This is a genomic window from Paraburkholderia sediminicola (genome assembly GCF_046026855.1).
In the GTDB taxonomy this organism is placed as follows: domain Bacteria; phylum Pseudomonadota; class Gammaproteobacteria; order Burkholderiales; family Burkholderiaceae; genus Paraburkholderia; species Paraburkholderia sediminicola_A.
On sequence record NZ_JAQQET010000017.1, the window covers coordinates 114,309 to 133,907 of the forward strand.

Genomic DNA, 19,599 nt, shown 5'->3' on the forward strand with positions numbered 1-19,599 from the left:
GCAGTCGGGCACGAGCGATAGGTGTCAGGGCGTATCTCGCCGCAACGCGACGTCGCGCGATCGGCTGGACCCATCGACTCCGCCAAGCCGGTGCCTCAAAGGATTCCGAAAAATACTGGGTCTCGTGAACGACCTTGCCGTTGCGGAACTCCATAATGCTGACCGTGTAGGCCGTTCGCCGCTTGTAGGTTATGGTGTATTCCGTGACCCAGAGATTACCTTCTCCTTGAATTCGCCTGACATCGAAACCTGATGGCTTATCTGGATGATGACTCCGCAGTGCCTGCAAATTAATTCGCCCGAGGCAACGTGCCAAATCCGAGCGCGGGCATGTGGCCGCCTCCGTGCCTGATCCTGGGAAGTGCGTTTTCGGAACTTGACCGGCAGGCGCGCAGCGGACATCTAAAAGAAAAATCGCGACAGAGTGACCAGATGCGCCCAAACTGCGCGACATGGCTGTCGCTTCGCGACGGGCAAATCAGGAGAAACATGTTGGCGAAGAGCACGATGCGCGGTAATCGCGAGGTCAAAAAGCCCAAACAACCCAAAAAAGTGATCTCTCCTGCGGCGGGTGTGTCCCTGGCGACTGCGCCGAAGACCGCCGTGGCCAGCGCACCTGCGAAGAAGAAATAGCAGACACCCGGGGCACGGATCCGTGTCCTTTCTGCTCCACCCTGCCCGGGTGGTCAGCCAGGAACTGCGCCTGGAGGGCTGCGCAGGTGCTCCTTTCTCTCATTCCTTGCCGCATCGGTCTGATCGGCGTCTATCCGACGTTTTAGTGCGCCGCTAAACGCCAGTTAGCGGTTTGCATATGGGGGTGCACTGATGCATTCCCGATATCCGTATCATTCCGGCGGAATTTTTCGGCCGCGCTAGCGGCCGTCATCGCGGATCATGCCCGCAGACGCTGTACACCTGCTTTTTCGTCCTGACGGTTCCTCGCGCGTCCCCCCGCACCCGTGAATCAAGCCACATTCCGGAGGCTTGCAGCACGCGACACGCGTGGTCCGGCCTCCCCGAAGGAAGATCCGATCATGTCCCAACTCAATGAACTGTCCGCCGATACAACGATGGCGAACGATTTGCGCGTCGCTAACGTGGCACGCCACAGCGACCGGTTCACCTCACCGAACTCACCGAACTCACCAACATCGCAGGAAGTGCGCCTGTGAAAGCGATCCTTCGATATGTCACGGGACGTCGCTCGCTGTCGCCGCCATGGACTGACATGGCGCCGGTGCGCGAGGAGCTGTTCGGCGTCGAACGGCTCGAGCAGCATGCGGAAAGCCTCGCTGCCGCACAACCGGTAACAAAGACACCACCTGCCGTTTTTTCTCTGCATACGAGATTGAACGACAATGCCGCCGTTCTGCTAGCGGCCTACCGTGCGAGCGCCGAAGAACTGGAGAGCGGCCGGGGCGTGGTGCCCGCCGCGGAATGGCTGCTCGACAACTATCATCTCGTTGAGGAGCAGATCCGCGAGATTCGCGACGACTTGCCGCCCGGCTACTACCGTCAGTTGCCCAAGCTTGCCGCCGGCCCGTTCGCAGGCTACCCGCGCGTGTTTGGTCTCGCGTGGGCGTTCGTCGCGCATACCGACAGTCACTTCGACCCGCAGATCCTGCGGCGTTTCATCAGCGCGTATCAGCGGGTTCAGCCGCTGACGATCGGTGAATTGTGGGCCGTGGCGATTACGTTGCGCATCGTGCTGATCGAGAACCTGCGACGCCTGACTGAGCAGATCACTGCAGGCCGCAGCGCACGCGCCGACGCCGACGCGCTCACCGACCGTCTGCTCGAATCGGGCAGCGCCCGGTCGGCGCTCGAAGCGGACATTTCCACGCGCTCCTCAGACATGTTGTCGGAGCTGTTCGCGGCACAGCTCGTTAAACGGCTGCGTGACCAGGATCCGCGCACCACGCCGGCACTTGGCTGGCTGGAGGAGCGGCTCAAGCTTCAGGGCGTCTCCGTCGACAAGGTCGTGCAACACGCGCAGCAGCGGCAGGGCGCGTCGAACGTCACCGTGCGCAATGTGATCACCAGCATGCGGCTGATTTCCGACATTGACTGGACGGAACTGTTCGAGAGTGTGAGTCTTGTCGACGCCAGCTTGCGCGCGAACAGCAGCTTTGCCACGATGGATTTTCCGACGCGTAATCTGTATCGCAGCGCGATCGAGCAACTGGCGCGCGGCTCGTCCTTCACCGAACTCGAAGTTGCCAGGCTGGCGCTGGAATCGGCGCAGGCGGCGCTACTGGAGGCCGGCGATGCCGCGCATGCGGAACGCGCCGGCGACCCCGGCTATCACCTGATCGCCGAAGGCCGGCGCGCACTGGAGCAGGCGATCGGATTCCGTCCGCCGGCGCGTCTGCGGATCACGCGGTTCAACGTCCGCCTCGGCATCGGGGGTTACGTCGGCACGATCCTGGCGCTCGCCGCGACATTACTCGCGCTGGCGTTGTGGGCAATGTGGACACTCGCGCCGAGCGGTCTCGAACCCGGAATACTGGTGCTGTTTGCTGTATGCGGATTCTTGCCCGTCACCGAGATCGCGACCGCGCTCATCAATCGCACGGTGACATGGAGTTTCGGCGCGATCACGTTGCCGGGTCTCGAACTGACTGCCGGCGTGCCGTCCTCGTTGCGTACGCTGGTTGCCGTGCCGACGCTCCTGACAAACGAAGCCGATCTGCGCGAGCAGGTCGAACGTCTTGAGGTGCATCACCTCGCGGGAGCCGGCGGGGACCTGTCCTTCGCGTTGCTGGCGGATGGACTCGATGCGGATCAGGAAGTGCTGGCCAGCGATGCGCATCTGCTCGCCGTGGCCGCCGAAGCCATCGAAGCGCTGAACCGCCGTTACGAGCCAGGCCCGGGTGGCAGCCGCTTCCTGTTACTACACCGCCGCCGTGTGTTCAACGCGAGCGAGAACAAATGGATGGGCTGGGAACGCAAGCGCGGCAAGCTGCACGAACTCAACCGCCTGCTGCGCGGGGCGACGGATACGACCTTCATGCCGATCGCCGGCCGTGCGCCGCAGGTACCGTCCGACGTGCGCTACGTCATCACACTCGACGCCGATACGCGTCTGCCACGAGACGCCGCGCTTCGGCTAATCGGCAAGATGGCGCACCCGCTGAACCGGCCAACATTTAGCGATGCAGAACAACGCGTCATCAACGGTTACGCGATTCTGCAGCCGCGTGTCACACCGTCGCTGCCCGTCGGCCAGGAAGGCTCGCTGCATCAGCGGGTCTTCTCTGGTCCCGGCGGGATGGACCCGTACGCGGCGGCTGTGTCCGATGTCTATCAGGACCTGTTCGGCGAAGGGTCGTATACCGGCAAGGGCATCTACGACGTCGATGCGTTTGAAGCGGCTTTGCATGGACGTGTGCCGGAAAACGCGTTGCTCAGTCATGATCTGTTCGAAGGGATTTTTGCGCGCGCCGGGCTGGCGTCGGATGTCGAGGTGGTCGAGGAAGTGCCATCCCGTTACGACGTGATTGGCAAGCGGCAGCATCGCTGGACGCGTGGCGACTGGCAATTGCTGCCATGGATCGTCGGCCATCGTGGCCGGGACCGACATGCGATGCCGTCGATCGGCCGCTTCAAGATGCTCGACAATTTGCGCCGTTCGCTGTTCGCTCCCTTCATGGTCGCCGCGCTCGGCCTGTGCTGGCTGATGCCGATCCGTGCCGGGATTGCAGGCGCGCTGCTGATGCTGGGCGCGCTCGCGATCCCCGCTTTCCTGCCGACGCTGTTCGCGATCCTGCCGCGCCGCAGTGGCATCCATTTGCGCAATCATCTGGACGTGCTGGCTGCCGACGTGCGGCTCGCCGCCTTGCAAACCGTTCTGTCGGCCACATTTCTCGCTGACCAGGCATGGCGCATGGGCGATGCGATCGTCCGGACGCTGATACGGCTGTTCGTGACGCATCGCCGACTGCTCGAATGGACGACCGCTGCGCAGTCGAAGGGCAGCCCGCGCCTCGATCTGCGTGGCTTTTATCGGCAGATGACAGGTGGTATCGCGCTCGGCCTCGTGCTGCCGGCGGGTGCGATTGCGTTCGCACCGTCGCACTGGCCGCTCGTGCTGCCGTTTGCGTTGTTATGGCTTGCCGCGCCGGCGCTCGCGCTGTGGTCGAGCCGTTCGCCGACCGTCGCGCGGCGTTTCGCGATGGCGGACCCGGACGCGCGCAGCCTTCGCCTCATTGCGCGGCGTACGTGGCGTTTCTTCGAGACCTTCGTTACACCGGCAGAAAACATGCTGCCGCCCGACAATTTCCAGGAAGATCCGAAGCCAGTCGTCGCACACCGTACCTCGCCGACCAATCTTGGACTCTATCTGCTGTCGGCGATAGCCGCGCGCGATTTTGGCTGGGCGGGGACGACGGAAACCGTCGAACGACTCGAAGCGGCGTTCGCTTCGATGCACAAGCTCAAGCGTTTCAAGGGGCATTTCTATAACTGGTACGGGACGCTCGATCTTCAGGTGCTGGCGCCTGCGTATGTTTCGTCGGTCGACAGCGGCAATCTGGCAGGTCATCTGATCGTTCTCGCCAACGCCTGCGAAGAGTGGCCGCATGAATTGCTCGCGCCGGCCGGGCGTCCCGGCATGGTGGACAACCTGCAACTCGCGCTGGAAGCCATCGACGCGCTGCCGGCCGCAGGCGGTGAACGTGGCAAGCAGCTGGTTGCGATCCTCGAAGAGATCAGCACGCAGTTGCACGGCCCGCAGACGCTCGAAGCGCTGTCCCCGTCGCTCACGCGGCTGACGGAAAAGGCCGCGAAGGCAACGCGTGAACTGACGCCCGCCGGCGGTGACAACAGTTCTGCTGACCTGATGTTCTGGATCGACGCGTTGAGCAAAAGCGTGGTTGAACATGCCCGCGACCGGCAACATTTCGCCGAAGCGCCGGATCTTCTGCAGGCACGCCTGAAGTCGCTCGCCGATACGTCGCGCGCGATGGCGCTCGAAATGGACTTCGCGTTCCTGCTCGATCCGGAACGCAAGCTGCTATCGATCGGCTATTCGCAATCCGACAACAGCCTCGACCTGAACTGCTACGACCTGCTGGCGTCCGAAGCGCGCCTCGCGAGCCTGTTCGCCATCGCGAAAGGTGACGTGACGACGCGTCACTGGTTCCGTCTCGGTCGCGCCGCGACGCCAGTAGGAAACGGCTCGGCGTTGATCTCGTGGTCGGGGTCGATGTTCGAATATTTGATGCCGTCACTGGTGATGCGCGCGCCTGTCGGCAGCCTGCTCGAGCAGACGAGCCGTCTGGTGGTGGAACGGCAAGCCTCGTATGGGCGTTCGCTCGGCATTCCGTGGGGCATTTCGGAATCGGCGTACAACGCGCGCGATATCGAATTTACCTACCAGTATTCGAATTTCGGCGTGCCCGGTCTCGGCCTCAAGCGGGGGCTTTCAGAGAACCGCGTGATCGCGCCGTATGCAACGGGGCTGGCGGCGATGGTCGACCCGCAAGCCGCGCGAGAGAACTACGCACAACTCGCCGCGCTGGGCGCGCTAGGTCAATATGGTTTCTACGAAGCACTCGATTTCACCCGCTCGCGGCTGCCGGACAACGAGGACGTTGCGATCGTGCGCAATTTCATGGCGCACCACCAGGGCATGACGATCGTGTCGATCGCGAACACGTTACTCGACGCGCAGATGCGTGCACGTTTTCATCGCGAACCCATGATTCAGGCGAGCGAACTGTTGCTGCAGGAACGTATGCCGCGCAATGTCGCCGTTGCGCATCCGCGTGCCGAAGAGGTGAGCACGTCAGCAGCCGTCGCCGGCGTCTTGCCACCGACCGTACGGCGCCTCGCGGCGTCGGCTGTGGCCGGGACTGCGCCGGTGACACACCTGCTGTCAAATGGGCGCTACGCAGTCATGCTGACTGCGACCGGCGCCGGTTACAGCCGTTGGCGCGACATGGCCGTGACGCGCTGGCGCGAAGACGCAACCCGCGACGACTGGGGCTCATTCATCTTCCTGCGCGATACGCAGAGCGGCCACGTGTGGTCGGCAGGCGAACAGCCGGCTGGCAGCGAAGCCGAGTACGAAGAGGTGGTGTTCGGCGAGGACCATGCGGAATTCATTCGCCGCGACGGCTCGTTGACAACGACGATGGACGTGCTGGTTTCCGGTGAAGCAGACGGCGAAGTTCGACGTGTATCGTTGGCAAACAGCGGACGCCGCGCGCGCGAGATTGAACTGACTTCCTACGCCGAAATCGTGCTCGCGACACCCGCCGCCGACAACGCGCATCCGGCCTTCTCGCGGATGTTTGTCCAGACCGAGCACCTCGCGGAATTCGGCGCGCTGGTGGCCACGCGCCGTCCGCGTTCGCACGATGAAAAACAGGTGTGGGCTGCGCATTTCGCGGTTGTCGACTGCGAGATCGTCGCCGATCCGCAGTACGAATCGGATCGCGCGCGCTTTCTGGGACGTGGGCGCAACGCCGGCACGGCAGCGGCGATCTTCGGCGATCAGCCGCTGACCAACACCACCGGGACCGTACTCGATCCGGTCTTTGCGCTCAGGTATCGCGTGCTGGTGCCGCCGGGCAAGGTCGCACGTGTGACGTTCTGGACCGTGGTGGCCGAGTCGCGAGCGCTATTGCTCGATCTGATCGACAAACACCATGACCGCAACGCGTTCGATCGTGCCAAAACGCTAGCCTGGACGCAGGCCCAGGTACAGTTGCGCCATCTCGACATCGAAGCCGAAGAGGCGGCGGATTTTCAGCGCCTCGCAGCGCCCGTCATCTATGCCGATGCGCGTTTCAGGGCGCCGTCGGACACGATCATTCGCGGGGGCGGCGCGCAGTCGGGCCTCTGGCCGCACGCGATTTCCGGCGACCTGCCGATCGTGTTGCTACGTATCGACGACGTCGAAGACATCGCGCAGGTCCGGCAGTTATTGAGGGCACACGAGTACTGGCGGATGAAGCGGCTGGGCGTCGATCTCGTCATCATCAACGAACGGGCTTCGTCGTATATCCAGGAACTGCAGGGCGCGATCGAAACGGCCGTGCGTAGCAGCCAGACGCGGCCGCGTTTCGGCGAAGAACTCGCGCAAGGGGCGGTCTTTACGCTGCGCGCCGATTTGATGAGCGTGGAGGCGCGTGCGCTGCTGCAATCGGTCGCGCGTGTCGCGCTGATCGCACGTCGCGGTTCAATCGCCGACCAGCTCGCCCGGTTGCCGCAGTCGCAGGGGCAGTCGTCGGCGCTGCGCCGGCCGAAGCCGCCGATGTCGTCGCCGTGGCCTGCGGCGCCTCATCTGCCGCGTGCGCTTTCTTCGGTTCCGGCGAGGCTCGAGTTTTTCAACGGTCTGGGCGGTTTCGATAAAAACGGCCGGGAATACGTGACCATTCTCGCGGCGGGCGCCACGACACCCGCGCCGTGGATCAACGTGATCGCGAACCCCGGCTTTGGCTTTCAGGTCGCGGCGGAAGGCAGCGGTTACACGTGGGCCGAAAACAGCCGCGAGAATCAACTCACGCCGTGGTCGAACGATTCGGTGGAAGACCCAACTGGCGAAGCCATCTATGTGCGCGACGAGGTCAGTGGCGATGTGTGGGGCGCCACCGCGCTGCCGATCCGCGATGGCGGGACGTATGTCGTGCGTCACGGGCATGGCTACAGCCGCTTCGAGCACGAGGCGAATGGCATCGCGCTCGACTTGCTGCAATACGTGCCGCTCGCCGACCCGCTGAAGATTTCCCGGCTGACGTTGCGCAATCTGTCCGGCATGCCGCGCCGTCTGTCCGTGACGGCGTGGATGGAATGGGTGCTCGGCACATCGCGCGGCGCATCGGGACCCTTCATCGTGACGGAAATCGACTCCGCTACCGGCGCGATGCTGGCGCGCAATCCGTGGAGCATGGGGTTCGTTGGGCGTGTGGCGTTCGCCGACCTCGGCGGCCGGCAGACCGCGTGGACGGCGGATCGCACCGAATTTCTTGGCCGCAACGGCCGGACTGCGGCACCCGCCGCGCTGACCGGCGACGCGCTGCTGTCTGGCGCAACCGGCGCGGGACTCGATCCATGCGCGGCGCTGCAGCGCGTGATTGAATTGGGCGTGGACGAGATCGTCGAAGTGGTGTGGTTCGTCGGGCAATGCGTTGGCGTCGAAGAGTCTCGGGCGTTGATCGAGCGCTATCGCAAGGCCGATCTCGACGCTGTTCTCAGCGAAGTGACGAGCCATTGGGAGAACGTGCTCGGTACCGTCCAGGTGAAGACCCCCGACCGCGCGATGGACCTGATGCTAAACGGCTGGCTGCTGTATCAGACGCTCGCGTGCCGTATCTGGGCGCGCTCGGCGTTCTATCAGGCGAGCGGTGCATACGGGTTCCGCGACCAATTGCAGGACGGCATGGCGCTGACTCATGCGCAGCCGGAGGAGACACGGCGGCATTTGCTGCGCACCGCGGCGCGGCAGTTCGTCGAAGGCGATTTCCAGCATTGGTGGTTGCCCCAGTCGGGGCAGGGCGTGCGCACGCGGATTTCCGATGACCGCGTGTGGCTCGCGTTCGCGACGGCAACGTACATCCGCTGTGCGGGCGACGTCGCGATTCTCGACGAGATCGTGCCGTTTCTCGATGGACCGCCACTGCGGCCCGGCGAGCACGATGCGTTTTTCCAGCCGATGGTCGCAGATGAATCCGCGTCACTGTTCGAACATTGCGCGCGCGGCCTCGATCAATGCATCGAATTGACCGGCGAGCATGGTTTGCCTCTGATCGGCACGGGTGACTGGAACGACGGGATGAACCGCGTCGGCGCGGACGGCAAGGGAGAAAGCGTTTGGCTCGGCTGGCTGCTATTGCGGACTATTGCGCTGTTCGCTCCGCTGGCTGAATCGCGCGATGCGGTTTCGGTTGGCCGCGCCGCGCGCTGGCACGCTCATGCGGTGTCGGTGCGCGAGGCGCTGGAGCGCGATGCGTGGGACGGCGAATGGTATCGCCGCGCGACCTTTGACGACGGCACATGGCTTGGCTCGAAAGACAGTGACGAGTGTCAGATCGATTCGATCGCCCAGTCCTGGGCTGTGCTGTCAGGCGCGGCAGATCCGGCGCGCGCGGCGTTGGCGATGACCTCGCTGGAAAAGCGCCTTATCCGTCGAGACGACGGGCTTGCTTTGCTGTTCACGCCGCCGTTCGATAAAACGTTGCACGATCCCGGCTATATTAAGGGCTACCCGCCGGGGCTTCGTGAAAACGGCGGGCAGTATAGCCACGCTGCAATGTGGGCGATCCTCGCGTTCACAAAAATGGGCAATGGCAACAAGGCCGCCGCGCTGTTTTCACTGCTTAATCCGGTCAACCATGCGCGCACACCGATGGAAGTCGACCGCTACAAGGTCGAACCCTATGTCGTTGCCGCCGATGTCTATTCCGTGGCGCCGCATGCCGGGAGAGGTGGCTGGACCTGGTACACGGGATCCGCTGGATGGATGTACCGGGCGGGCGTCGAGGGTATTCTTGGAATGTGTCGCGAGGGGGATTTTCTGGTGATCGATCCTTGTATTCCGGACACATGGCCAGGGTTTGAAGCAACCGTGACGATGCATTCGACGCGATATGAGGTCCGCGTCGAAGCCGCTGACGAGCGCGGTGCGATGCGTGCGATGCTCGACGGCGCGCATGTCGAATGTGGTGATGGACGGGTGCGCGTGCCGCTTGATGCCGGGTCGCATAAACTCGTGATTTCGTTGTGTTCCGGCGTGAGTGAAGACGTGGATTCGGGCGAGCAGGTCGTGTGACGAGTCCTTCATGCTAACGCTGATTGTCGCCGGTTCTTCGATTTGATATGCACGCATGCTATCCAGCGCAAATACAAAACGTTACGTTCTAATCGCTCTTATCCACTATGCGTTCATCATCTGACGGTGAGCCCGCCGACACGGGTAACAACGGACCGACAGCGCAACCAGATCAATCGGCAAGATTCACCGATGCCCTGGAGAAGGTGAAGCCGCTGCTCGAGATGCAGCCGCCGTTAGCGGACAACCTTTTGGCCGAGGCGTTGCAGATCGCAGCGGTCAGTTCGCTCGGCCTGGGCCTGCTCGGCGATGCCGAGTCGTATTGGCGCCGTTCGATCGAAGCGGACTCGGGATTCGTGGACGCGTACATGAATCTCGGCACCCTGCTGAAAGGACTCAACCGCCTGCATGACATGGAGGTGCTTTTTCGGCAATTGCTGGAAGTCCGCCCAGATCTTGCCGATGTCCACAACCAGCTTGGGTCGATGCTGCAGGACCAGGGGCGCTTCTCCGAAGCAGAGGCGGCTTATCGGCAAGCGTCGCTCATGTGCCCTGATCGCGCTGAGTTTCATTACAACCTCGGCGTCGTGCTAAGGCCGCTCGGCCGTTGGTGCGAAGCCGCGCAAGCGTATCAGCGGGCAGTTGAAACGAGCCCTGGCTTCATCATGGGCTACAGCAACCTCGGCAACGTACTGAAGGAGCTCGGACGCCTGCCGGAAGCCGAGGCCGCCTACCGGCAGGCGCTCTCGATTCGCGGCGATTACCCCATGGCGAAGTTCGCTCTGGCCATCCTGCTAATCAGCATGGGGCGCTTCGAGGAAGGATGGCGGTTATATGACGAGCGTCACGCGGATCCCAGGTCCATGCAACATAAGACGCAGAAAGTCATTAACCGTCCCCGTTGGCGCGGCGAAGCGCTGGCAGCAAAAAAGCTGCTGGTCTGGCAGGAGGGCGGACTTGGCGATGCGATTCATTTTGGCCGCTACTTTTCGCTTCTCAAGGTGCAAGGGGCGGCCGAAATCGCGTTCGCCTGCGCTCCCGCGCTGCACCGGCTCCTCGCTGCGGTTGAGGGCGTAGACGTGGTGCTGACTCACGAGGCAGGATGGGCGGCCGCGGCGAATTACGACTATTGGACGAGCCCATTGAGCGCGCCGCTGTATATGGGCACAACGATGGAAACGATCCCGCCGCCCGTCCGACTGGAACTGGACCCGTCGCTCGTCGAATCCTGGTGCGCGCGCCTCGCAGGACTTCCTTCCGGTCGCAGGATCGGTCTCGTATGGAAAGGCAGCGCCCAACATCAGAACGATGCAAACCGGTCGCTGCGATCTCTTGCGATGCTGGCGCCACTCTGGAGCATCCCGGGCGTCAGTTTCGTGAGTCTGCAAAAGGGTGAGGGCGAGGACGAGGCCCAATCGCCGCCTGTTGGCCAACCATTGCTGCATCTCGGGTCTGACGTAGCGGATATGGCCGATAGCGCCGCGATCGTCGCGCAACTCGATCTCGTCATCTGTGTGGATACGTCGATTGCGCATCTCGCCGCATCGGTTGGTACGCCGTGCTGGGTCATACTGCCGGCAGAGGAGGTCGACTGGCGCTGGATGCACGAACGCACAGACTCCCCCTGGTATCCCGAGACGATTCGCCTGTTCCGCCAGCCTTTGGGCGGGAAATGGCCTGCGGTTATCGAACAGGTACGGCATGCGTGCGCCAGGACATTCGCAGGGTAAAGGGAGGCGGGGAGATGATGACTTCGGAGAAGCCACCCTCCGCGACCCTTCAAAATCACTGCGCCTTCGCGTCCACCGTTCCCGCTGCCGCATCCCCCGTCTGCGCAGGCGCTGCCTGCCGGTCCGGGTGCCGCGGATCATGCAACCGGTCTGCCGACCAGCCGCCGCCCAGATCGCCGAATAGCGACGCCGCGTCCAGCAGGCGCGTCTCCTGAACATTCAGCGCGGTCTGCTGGGCGCTCAACTGTGTGGCCTGCGCGGTCGCCACCGTCGTGTAGTCCACCGTACCGGCCTGATACTCGTTGAACGCGATTTCGGCGCCACGGGTCGCGTCTTTCACGGCCGTATCCAGGACGGCCGATTGTTCGGTCAGGATCCGCAAGCCGCTCAAGTCATCTTCAACGTTCTGGAATGCCGTCAGCACCGTGCCCCGGTAGTTCGCGACGGCCGCGTCGTAGGCTGCTTTCGCCGCGTCGACGTCCGCGCTGCGCAAGCCGCCGTCGAACAGCGTTTCGGTGGCGCTGCCGCCCAGTGACCAGACGTAGTTGGCCACGTTGAACAGACCGGACAACGGCGACTGCGTGAGGCCGGCCAGCCCGGAGAGGGAAATCGCCGGGTAATACGCTGACACCGCCACGCCGATCGCCGCGTTTTGCGCAGCCATCTTGCGCTCGGCGGCGGCGATGTCGGGCCGGCGTTCGAGCAGCGTCGACGGCACGCCGACGGGCACGCCCGGCAGCGTCGGCATCGTGGTGCTGTGCGTAATTGACAGCTCTTCCGGATTCTTGCCCACCAACACGGCGATCGCGTGCGCGTCTTGAGCGCGCGCCACGCCGAGCGCGATCAGATTGGACTGCGCCGTCTCGAGCTGGGTGCGGGCAGAGATCACGTCGGACGGCGGGATGGTGCCCGCCTGATCCTGGTCGGACACGACGTCCAGAAAGTGCTGGTAGGCCACGACCGTCTTCTGCAGAAGGTCGATATTGGCGTCGCTGGTGCGCAGTTGGATAATCGCCGTGGCCAGCGCCACCTGCTCGGAGAGCGTCGCATTGGCGAGCGTCGCTTCGCTCGATTGCGCCGTCGCGGCGTTTTCTTCGATCGTGCGCCGCACCTGGCCCCACAGGTCAGGCGCCCAGCTGACGTTGCCTTCCAGCGAGGCCGAGTTGACCACTCTGGCGGCATTGCCGACCGAGCTACGCGCCTTGGTGCCCGAACCGGTTGCGCCGATGGTCGGGAACAGACCGGCACGCGCTGCTCGCACTTCTGCCAGCGCTTCCTGATAGTTCGCGTAGTCCGCGCGCACGGTCTGGTTCGATACCGACACCAGCGGTTCGAGCTGGTCGATCAGCGGATCGTTGAAGGCCGTCCACCAGTCGCCCTTCGGTTTCTCCGCCGCGGGTTCGGCTTGCGTCCAGCCCGGCAACTCCGAGTAGGTGGCGGCCACGTTGACTTGCGGCCGGTGGTAGTCTGGGCCGACCATGCAGCCGCTCGCCAGCAGGGCAAGCGTCGCGACGGCCAGCGGCCGCAGGGAGCCAAGGCGGCCAACGCGGTTAAGTGAGCCACCGGGCGGTCCACTGGGCGACCCACCAGGTGGCTCACCAGGCGACCCAAAGCGGTTACGGGAAATCTTCATCGTCATGCCCTCGTATCCGGTTGTCCGGGTTGCTGCGCGTCGCGATTCCATGGCAGGTTGGCGGACCATCTGACCAGCTTGAAACGCAAGCGGTCGAGGTAGAGGTAGATCACCGGCGTCGTGTACAGGGTAAAGACCTGACTCAGGATCAGGCCACCCATCACCGTGATGCCGAGTGGTTGGCGCAGCGACGCGCCCTGGCCAATGCCGATGGCCAGCGGCACCGCGCCGAGCACGGCCGCGAATGTGGTCATCATGATCGGCCGCAAACGGACCACGGCGGCCGAGTGAATCGCTTCCTTCGCTGGCATGCCTTCGCTGCGCTGCAAGTGGATCGCGACGTCGACCATCATGATGCCGTTCTTCTTGACGATACCGATCAGCAGGATGATGCCGATCATCGCGATCACCGAGAACGGTGTGCCGAAAATCAGCAATGCCAGCGTCGCGCCGATGCCCGCGGACGGCAGTGTCGACAGGATGGTCAGCGGGTGGATCGAGCTTTCGTACAACACGCCGAGCACGATATACACCACGCCGAGCGCCGCCAGGATCAGCAGCGGCACCGTCCCCATGGACTGCGAGTAGGCCGCCGCCGCACCGGCAAACGATCCGTGGATACTGGCGGGCATGCCGATCTCGCGAATCGTGTTGTTGATCGACACGGCCGCCTGGCTCAACGAACCGCCTGCCGGCAGGTTGAACGAAATCGTCGCGGCCACGAGGCCGCTCTGGTGGTTCACCTGTGTCGACGTGTGGCTGTTCGAGTACGATGCCAGCGCCGCCAGCGGCACCATGGTTTCAGCCGACGTGCTGTCTGCACTGCCGGTCGAATTGCCGCCCTTGCTGTTGGCGATGCTATTGGTGGTCGCGTTGGCTTGCGCGTTCGAGTTGAGCGTGTTTGTGCCCGACGAAGTGGTGGTGCCGGCTTCGGTCGCCACTGTCACGCCGGACACGGTGGCACCCGGCATCTGCGTGCCCGCCGTGCCGGTGGCGTTGCCCGACGCCGTGCTCAGGTAAATCTGATTGAGCGCTTGCGGGTACTGCCAGTAATCCGGCGCCACTTCCATCACCACGAAATACTGGTTGAGCGGGTTATAGATGGTCGACACCGTCCGCTGGCCGAACGCGTCATACAGCACGTTGTCGACCTGGTTCGGCGCAAAGCCGTAGCGCGCCGCCGTCGAGCGATTGATGGTGACGTAGGTCTGCAGACCGTTTTGCTGCAAATCCGAGTTCACATCGAGCAATTGCCCGCGCTCCTTGCCGAGCGCAGCGACGAGTAGCGGCGTCCACTTGAACAGCGCGGCGGAATCGTCGCTGGTGAGTGTGTACTGATACTCGGCGGCGGATTGCCGTCCGCCGATTCGCAGATCCTGCTGTGCCTGGATAAAGAGCCGCGCGCCCGAGACCCCATTGAGCTTGGGCCGCAGGCGGTTCACGACTTCGGTGGCCGTGGCATGGCGTTGCGCCAGCGGCTTGAGTTCGATGAACACGTTCGCGCTATTGAGTGCGCGGCCGCCGGTAAAGCCGGCGACCGAGGCCACTGCCGGATCCTTCTGCACGATCTCCTGCAATTGCGTGAGCTTCTTTTGCATCGCTGGAAAGGAGATGCTCTGGTCAGCGATGATCTGGCCAATCAGGATGCCCGTGTCCTGCTCGGGAAAGAAGGTGGCCGGCACCAGCTTGAACAGGAACACGTTGGCGACGAGGAGGCCAATCAACAGCAGGATGACCAGCAGTGCATGGTCCAGTACGGCCGCGAGCGAGCGCGCATAAGCATTCTTGAAGCGATCGAACTGCTTTTCGATCCACGTCGCCCAACGGGCTTTCGAATGCCCGGCGTTGTCGCGGCTCAGCACATAGGCGCACATGGCCGGTGTGACCGTTAGCGAAATCACCAGCGAGATCAGGATGGCGACGGACAGCGTGACCGCGAACTCATGGAACAGCAGGCCGACGACGCCCGGCATCAACATGATGGGGAGGAACACCGCAATCAGCGACAGACTCATCGAGATCACGGTGAAGCCCACCTCGCCGCTGCCTTTCAAGGCCGCCTCTTTCGGACTGAGCCCCAACTCCATGTGACGCACGATGTTTTCCAGCACCACGACCGCATCGTCGACCACGAAGCCGGTACCGATGGTGAGCGCCATCAGCGAAAGGTTGTCGATGCTGTAGCCGAGCAGGTACATCGGCCCGAAGGTGCCCACGATCGACAGCGGCAGCGCGACGGCCGGCACCAGCGTGGCGCGCGGCGATTGCAGGAAAATGAACACCACACCCACCACCAGCAGCACGGCGATGAACAGCGTGCGCTCCGTGTCGCCCACCGACGCTCTGACCGACTCCGAGCGGTCGACCGCAATGTCCACGTGCACACTGCTCGGCAGTGTCGCTTCGATTGACGGCAGGACCTTGCGGATCTGCGCGACGGTGCTCACGACATTGCTGCCGGGCATCGGATACACGATCACGAGAATGGCGGACTTGCCATTGAAGAGCCCGGCATTGCGGATATTTTCGTTCGAGTCCCTGACCTGAGCCACGTCGCGCAACTGGACCGGCGCGCCGTTACGGTAGGCGACCACCAGGTCTTTGTACGGCGCAGCGTGACTAATCTGGTCGTTGGACGTGACCACGTAGCGCTGGTCACCCTCGTCGAGATGGCCCTTCGCGCTGTTCGCGTTGGCTGCGCTGATCGCCGCGCGCACGTCTTCCAGACCGATGCCGTAACTGTTCAGCTTACCCGGCTGCAACTCGACGCGCACCGAGGGCAACGCGCCGCCGCCGAGCGTGATCTGGCCCACACCGTTGACCTGCGAGAGCTGCTGCTGGATGACCGAATCTGCGGAATCGTAGAGCTGTGCCTTGGTGAGCGTGTCCGATGTCAGCGAGAGCACCATGATGGGGGCATCCGCCGGGTTGTACTGGCGATAGCTCGGATTGCTGCGCAGCGTGGTCGGCAAGTCGGCGCGCGCCGCCTGGATGGCCGCTTCGACGTCGCGCGCGGCGCCGTTGATGTCGCGCTTCAGCCCGAACTCGATAATGATCATCGACGAGCCGACGTAGCTGATCGAAGTCAGTTCTTCGACATCGGCAATAGTGGCGAGTCGCCGCTCGAGCGGCTCCGCCACTGTGGACGCCATGATGTTCGGGCTCGCACCCGCCATGTTCGCCTGCACCACGATCACCGGAAAGGCGATGTTCGGCAACGGCGCAACCGGCAGCCGGAAGTAGGCGAGTGCCCCCGAGATCAGGATCGCGATGGCCAGAAGCGTGGTCGCGACGGGCCGCCGGATGAATAACGCCGAGATGTTCAAGGCGTATCCTCCGCTGCGCCGGGCGGTGAATTCTCCGGTTTATTGCGGTTGCGCCAGCGTCTCGTACGCTCGGCCATTCTGTCGAAGAACAGATAGATCACGGGCGTGGTGAAGAGCGTCAGCATCTGGCTTAGCGTCAGACCGCCGATGATCGCGATCCCCAGCGGCCGGCGCAATTCGGAACCCGTTCCGGAGCCGAGCAGCATCGGCAGCGCGCCGAGCATGGCGGCGAGCGTGGTCATCAGGATTGGGCGAAAACGCAGCAGCGACGCCTCGAAGATCGCCTCGCGCGGCGGCTTGCCGTGATTGCGTTCGGCGTCCAGTGCGAAGTCGACCATCATGATGGCGTTCTTCTTGACGATACCAATGAGCAGCACGATACCGATGATGCCGATCACATCCAGGTCGCTGCCGGCGATCATCAGCGCGAGCAGGGCGCCGATGCCCGCCGAGGGCAGCGTGGACAGAATCGTCACTGGATGGATGAAGCTCTCATACAGCACGCCGAGCACGATATACACCGCGACCAGCGCTGCAATCAGCAGATAGACTTCGCTCGACAGAGAATCTTCGAATGCCTGGGCCGCGCCCTGCAGCGACGAGGTGATCGACGGCGGCAGGTTCACCGACTGTTCGGCTTGATGGATGGCCTTGACCGCCGTGCTCAACGACGCATCCTTCGCGAGGTTGAACGAGATGGTGACCGATGGAAACTGCGCCAGATGACTGATCACGAGCGGCGACTTCGTGATCTGGATCTTCGCGATGCCCGACAGCGGCACCTGGCCCGTGCTGCTGGTCTGACTCGGCAGATACAGGTTGCCGATCGACTGCACGTTCGGCAACGATTCCGGTTTGGCGACGAGAATCACGCGGTACTGGTTCGACTGCTCGAAGATGGTCGAGACGATCCGCTGGCCGAGCGCGTCGTACAGCGCGTTGTCGATAGTCGCGGGCGTAATGCCGAAGCGCGCCGCCAGTTGCCGGTTGACTTCGACGTTCACGCTGAGGCCGTCGGTATTCATGTCGCTTTGCACGTCGGCGAGCGACGGAATCTGCTTCAGCTTCGCAACCAGTTCCGGCACGTACTTCTGGAACGCCTGCTGGCTCGGTCCGCGCAGCACGAAGCTGTACTGGTTCGGCGAGACCGTCGTGTCGAGCGTCAGATCCTGCTCAGGCTGCATGTAGAGCCTGACGCCCGGCACACTGGCGACTTCCTGTTGCAGACGGCGCGCCACCTCTTGCGCCGTGTCGGAACGCTTGTCGCGATCGCGAAGATTGATCAGGAAGCGGCCATTGTTCAGCGTCGAGTTAGTGCCGTCGATACCCACGTAGGAGGTCAGCGAGGTGACGTCCGGGTCTTTCAGGATCGCATCGGCAAGCGCGCCCTGGCGATTCACCATCGCGGTGTACGACACCGAGTTATCGGCCACGCTGATCCCCTCGATCACGCCGACATCCTGCACGGGAAAGAGGCCCTTCGGAATCACCACGTACAGGATGCCGGTCAGCACGACCGTGCCGACGGCCACCATGAGCGTCAGCACCTGGTGATCCAGCACCCAGCGCAGCCCGCGTTCATAGGCGGCGAGCGTCTTGTCGAACAGGCCCTCGCTGATCCGCTCAAAGCGACTGGGATGACGTTCGGCCTGCGCGCGCAACATGCGCGCGCAGAGCATCGGCACCACGGTCAGCGAGACGATTGCGGATATCACGATGGTGACGGCAAGCGTCACTGCGAATTCGCTGAACAGACGCCCGATCACGCCGCCCATGAAGAGTAGCGGAATCAGCACGGCAATCAGCGAGATGGTCAGCGACAGAATCGTGAAGCCGATCTGCCCCGCGCCTTCCATTGCGGCTTCGAGCGGTGTCTTGCCTTCCTCCAGATAACGCACGATGTTCTCGATCATCACGATCGAGTCGTCGACCACGAAGCCGGTGGCGATGATGAGCGCCATTAGCGAAAGGTTGTCGATCGAGTAGTTCATCTGGTACATCACGGCCAGCGTGCCGATCAGCGAGACCGGCACCGAGACGCTCGGGATCAGCGTGGCCGGCACGTTGCGCAGAAACACAAAGATCACCGCAATCACCAGGATGATGGCAAGGATCAGTTCGAACGCCGCGTCGTGGACCGACGAGCGGATCACGCCCGTGCTGTCCGACACCACGGTCACTTTCATGCCGGCCGGCAGCGTGGATTCGAGCTGCGGCAGTTGCTTCATGATCTGGTCGACGGTCGCGATCACGTTCGCGCCCGGTTGCCGCTGCACGTTGAGCACGATGGCCGGTGTACCGTTGTACCAGGCACCGCGCTCAACGTCCTGGGCGGCCTGACTGACCCGCGCGACGTCGCGCATGAATACCGGAGCGCCGTTCTGGTAGGCGATCACCGTGTCCAGATAGTCTTTCGGATCGGTGATCTGATCGTTGCCGTTGATCGTGTAGTCGAGGTCCGGGCCGTCGAAATTGCCCTTCGGCTGGCTGACATTGACATAGCTGAGCAGTGTGCGCAGATCGTCGATGTTCAGGCCGTAGGCGGCCAGCTTGTGCGGATCCGCTTCGACACGGATGGCCGGCACATTGCCGCCGCTGGTTGTGACCACGCCCACGCCCGACACTTCGGAAATCTTGGTGCCGAGACGGTTGTTGGCGACGTCTTCAAGCTGGGTCAGCGACATCGACCTCGACGTGACCGCGAGCGTCAGGATCGGCTGGTCGGCCGGATTGACCTTGGCATACGTCGGCGGCGCCGGCAGGCCGGAGGGCAGGTAGCTGTTGGACGCATTGATGGCCTGCTGGACGTTCTGCTCGGCGATGTCGAGGTTCAGTGACAGATCGAACTGCAACGTGATGACCGACGCGCCGTCCGAGCTATACGACGTCATCTGTTGCAAGCCGGGGATCTCGCCCAACTGCACTTCGAGCGGCGCCGTGACCGTGGTGGCCATCACGTCCGGGCTCGCGCCCGGATAGAACGTCTGCACCTGGATGGTCGGATAGTCGACGTTGGGCAGCGATGAAACCGGCAGCACACGCATGGCGACGAGGCCCACCAGCACGAGGGCGATCATCAGCAGCAGCGTGGCTACCGGTCGAAGAATAAACAGGCGGGAAATGTTCATCGGCGCG

General features: G+C 63.3%; 7 protein-coding genes and 1 pseudogene. 4 read left to right on the top strand and 4 right to left on the bottom strand.

Features of this window, described 5'->3' with window-relative positions; all coding sequences use genetic code 11:
* Nucleotides 1-58: 58 nt before the first annotated feature.
* Nucleotides 59-310 (bottom strand): annotated as a pseudogene (locus PQR40_RS20155) (nuclear transport factor 2-like protein); the annotation flags it as partial.
* Nucleotides 311-330: 20 nt separating this feature from the next.
* Between PQR40_RS20155 and PQR40_RS20160 the strand changes: the two are divergent.
* The 4 genes from PQR40_RS20160 (at nt 331) to PQR40_RS20175 (ending at nt 11,505) form a co-directional block, all read left to right on the top strand.
* Nucleotides 331-633, top strand: coding sequence for a hypothetical protein (locus PQR40_RS20160; protein ID WP_408393662.1), 303 nt, complete (start codon nt 331-333; stop codon nt 631-633).
* A 401-nt stretch (nt 634-1,034) separates the two neighbouring features.
* The gene (locus tag PQR40_RS20165) at nt 1,035-1,172 is read left to right on the top strand and encodes a hypothetical protein (RefSeq protein ID WP_408235343.1); all 138 of its coding nucleotides are present in this window, start codon (nt 1,035-1,037) and stop codon (nt 1,170-1,172) included.
* A gap of 56 nt (nt 1,173-1,228) precedes the next feature.
* Nucleotides 1,229-9,775: a glycoside hydrolase family 94 protein gene (locus PQR40_RS20170; RefSeq protein ID WP_408509747.1), complete on the top strand. Its 8,547-nt coding sequence runs from the start codon at nt 1,229-1,231 to the stop codon at nt 9,773-9,775.
* A 107-nt stretch (nt 9,776-9,882) separates the two neighbouring features.
* Entirely contained in the window at nt 9,883-11,505 is a 1,623-nt protein-coding gene (locus PQR40_RS20175; protein ID WP_408509732.1) for a tetratricopeptide repeat protein, read from the top strand.
* A 55-nt stretch (nt 11,506-11,560) separates the two neighbouring features.
* On the opposite strand, the gene PQR40_RS20180 is transcribed toward PQR40_RS20175, so the two are convergent.
* Genes PQR40_RS20180 through PQR40_RS20190 form a run of 3 tightly spaced genes read right to left on the bottom strand, consistent with a single transcriptional unit; the run spans nt 11,561 to nt 19,592 of the window.
* On the bottom strand, nt 11,561-13,144 hold the full coding sequence (locus PQR40_RS20180) for an efflux transporter outer membrane subunit (protein WP_408393650.1): 1,584 nt from the start codon (nt 13,142-13,144) through the stop codon (nt 11,561-11,563).
* Entirely contained in the window at nt 13,141-16,464 is a 3,324-nt protein-coding gene (locus PQR40_RS20185; protein WP_408235352.1) for an efflux RND transporter permease subunit, read from the bottom strand. The genes PQR40_RS20180 and PQR40_RS20185 overlap by 4 nt, the downstream gene beginning before the upstream one ends.
* A complete protein-coding gene (locus PQR40_RS20190) occupies nt 16,461-19,592 on the bottom strand; it encodes an efflux RND transporter permease subunit (RefSeq protein WP_408235355.1) in 3,132 nt (1,043 codons plus the stop codon). The genes PQR40_RS20185 and PQR40_RS20190 overlap by 4 nt, the downstream gene beginning before the upstream one ends.
* Between the last annotated feature and the right edge of the window lie 7 nt (nt 19,593-19,599).

What these genes read in the sequence shown, in the direction of transcription:
- PQR40_RS20180 (WP_408393650.1), bottom strand. Translation starts at nt 13,144, where the DNA reads ATGACGATGAAGATTTCCCGTAACCGCTTTGGGTCGCCTGGTGAGCCA.
- PQR40_RS20165 (WP_408235343.1), top strand. Translation starts at nt 1,035, where the DNA reads ATGTCCCAACTCAATGAACTGTCCGCCGATACAACGATGGCGAACGAT.
- PQR40_RS20190 (WP_408235355.1), bottom strand. Translation starts at nt 19,592, where the DNA reads ATGAACATTTCCCGCCTGTTTATTCTTCGACCGGTAGCCACGCTGCTG.
- PQR40_RS20170 (WP_408509747.1), top strand. Translation starts at nt 1,229, where the DNA reads ATGGCGCCGGTGCGCGAGGAGCTGTTCGGCGTCGAACGGCTCGAGCAG.
- PQR40_RS20175 (WP_408509732.1), top strand. Translation starts at nt 9,883, where the DNA reads ATGCGTTCATCATCTGACGGTGAGCCCGCCGACACGGGTAACAACGGA.
- PQR40_RS20160 (WP_408393662.1), top strand. Translation starts at nt 331, where the DNA reads ATGTGGCCGCCTCCGTGCCTGATCCTGGGAAGTGCGTTTTCGGAACTT.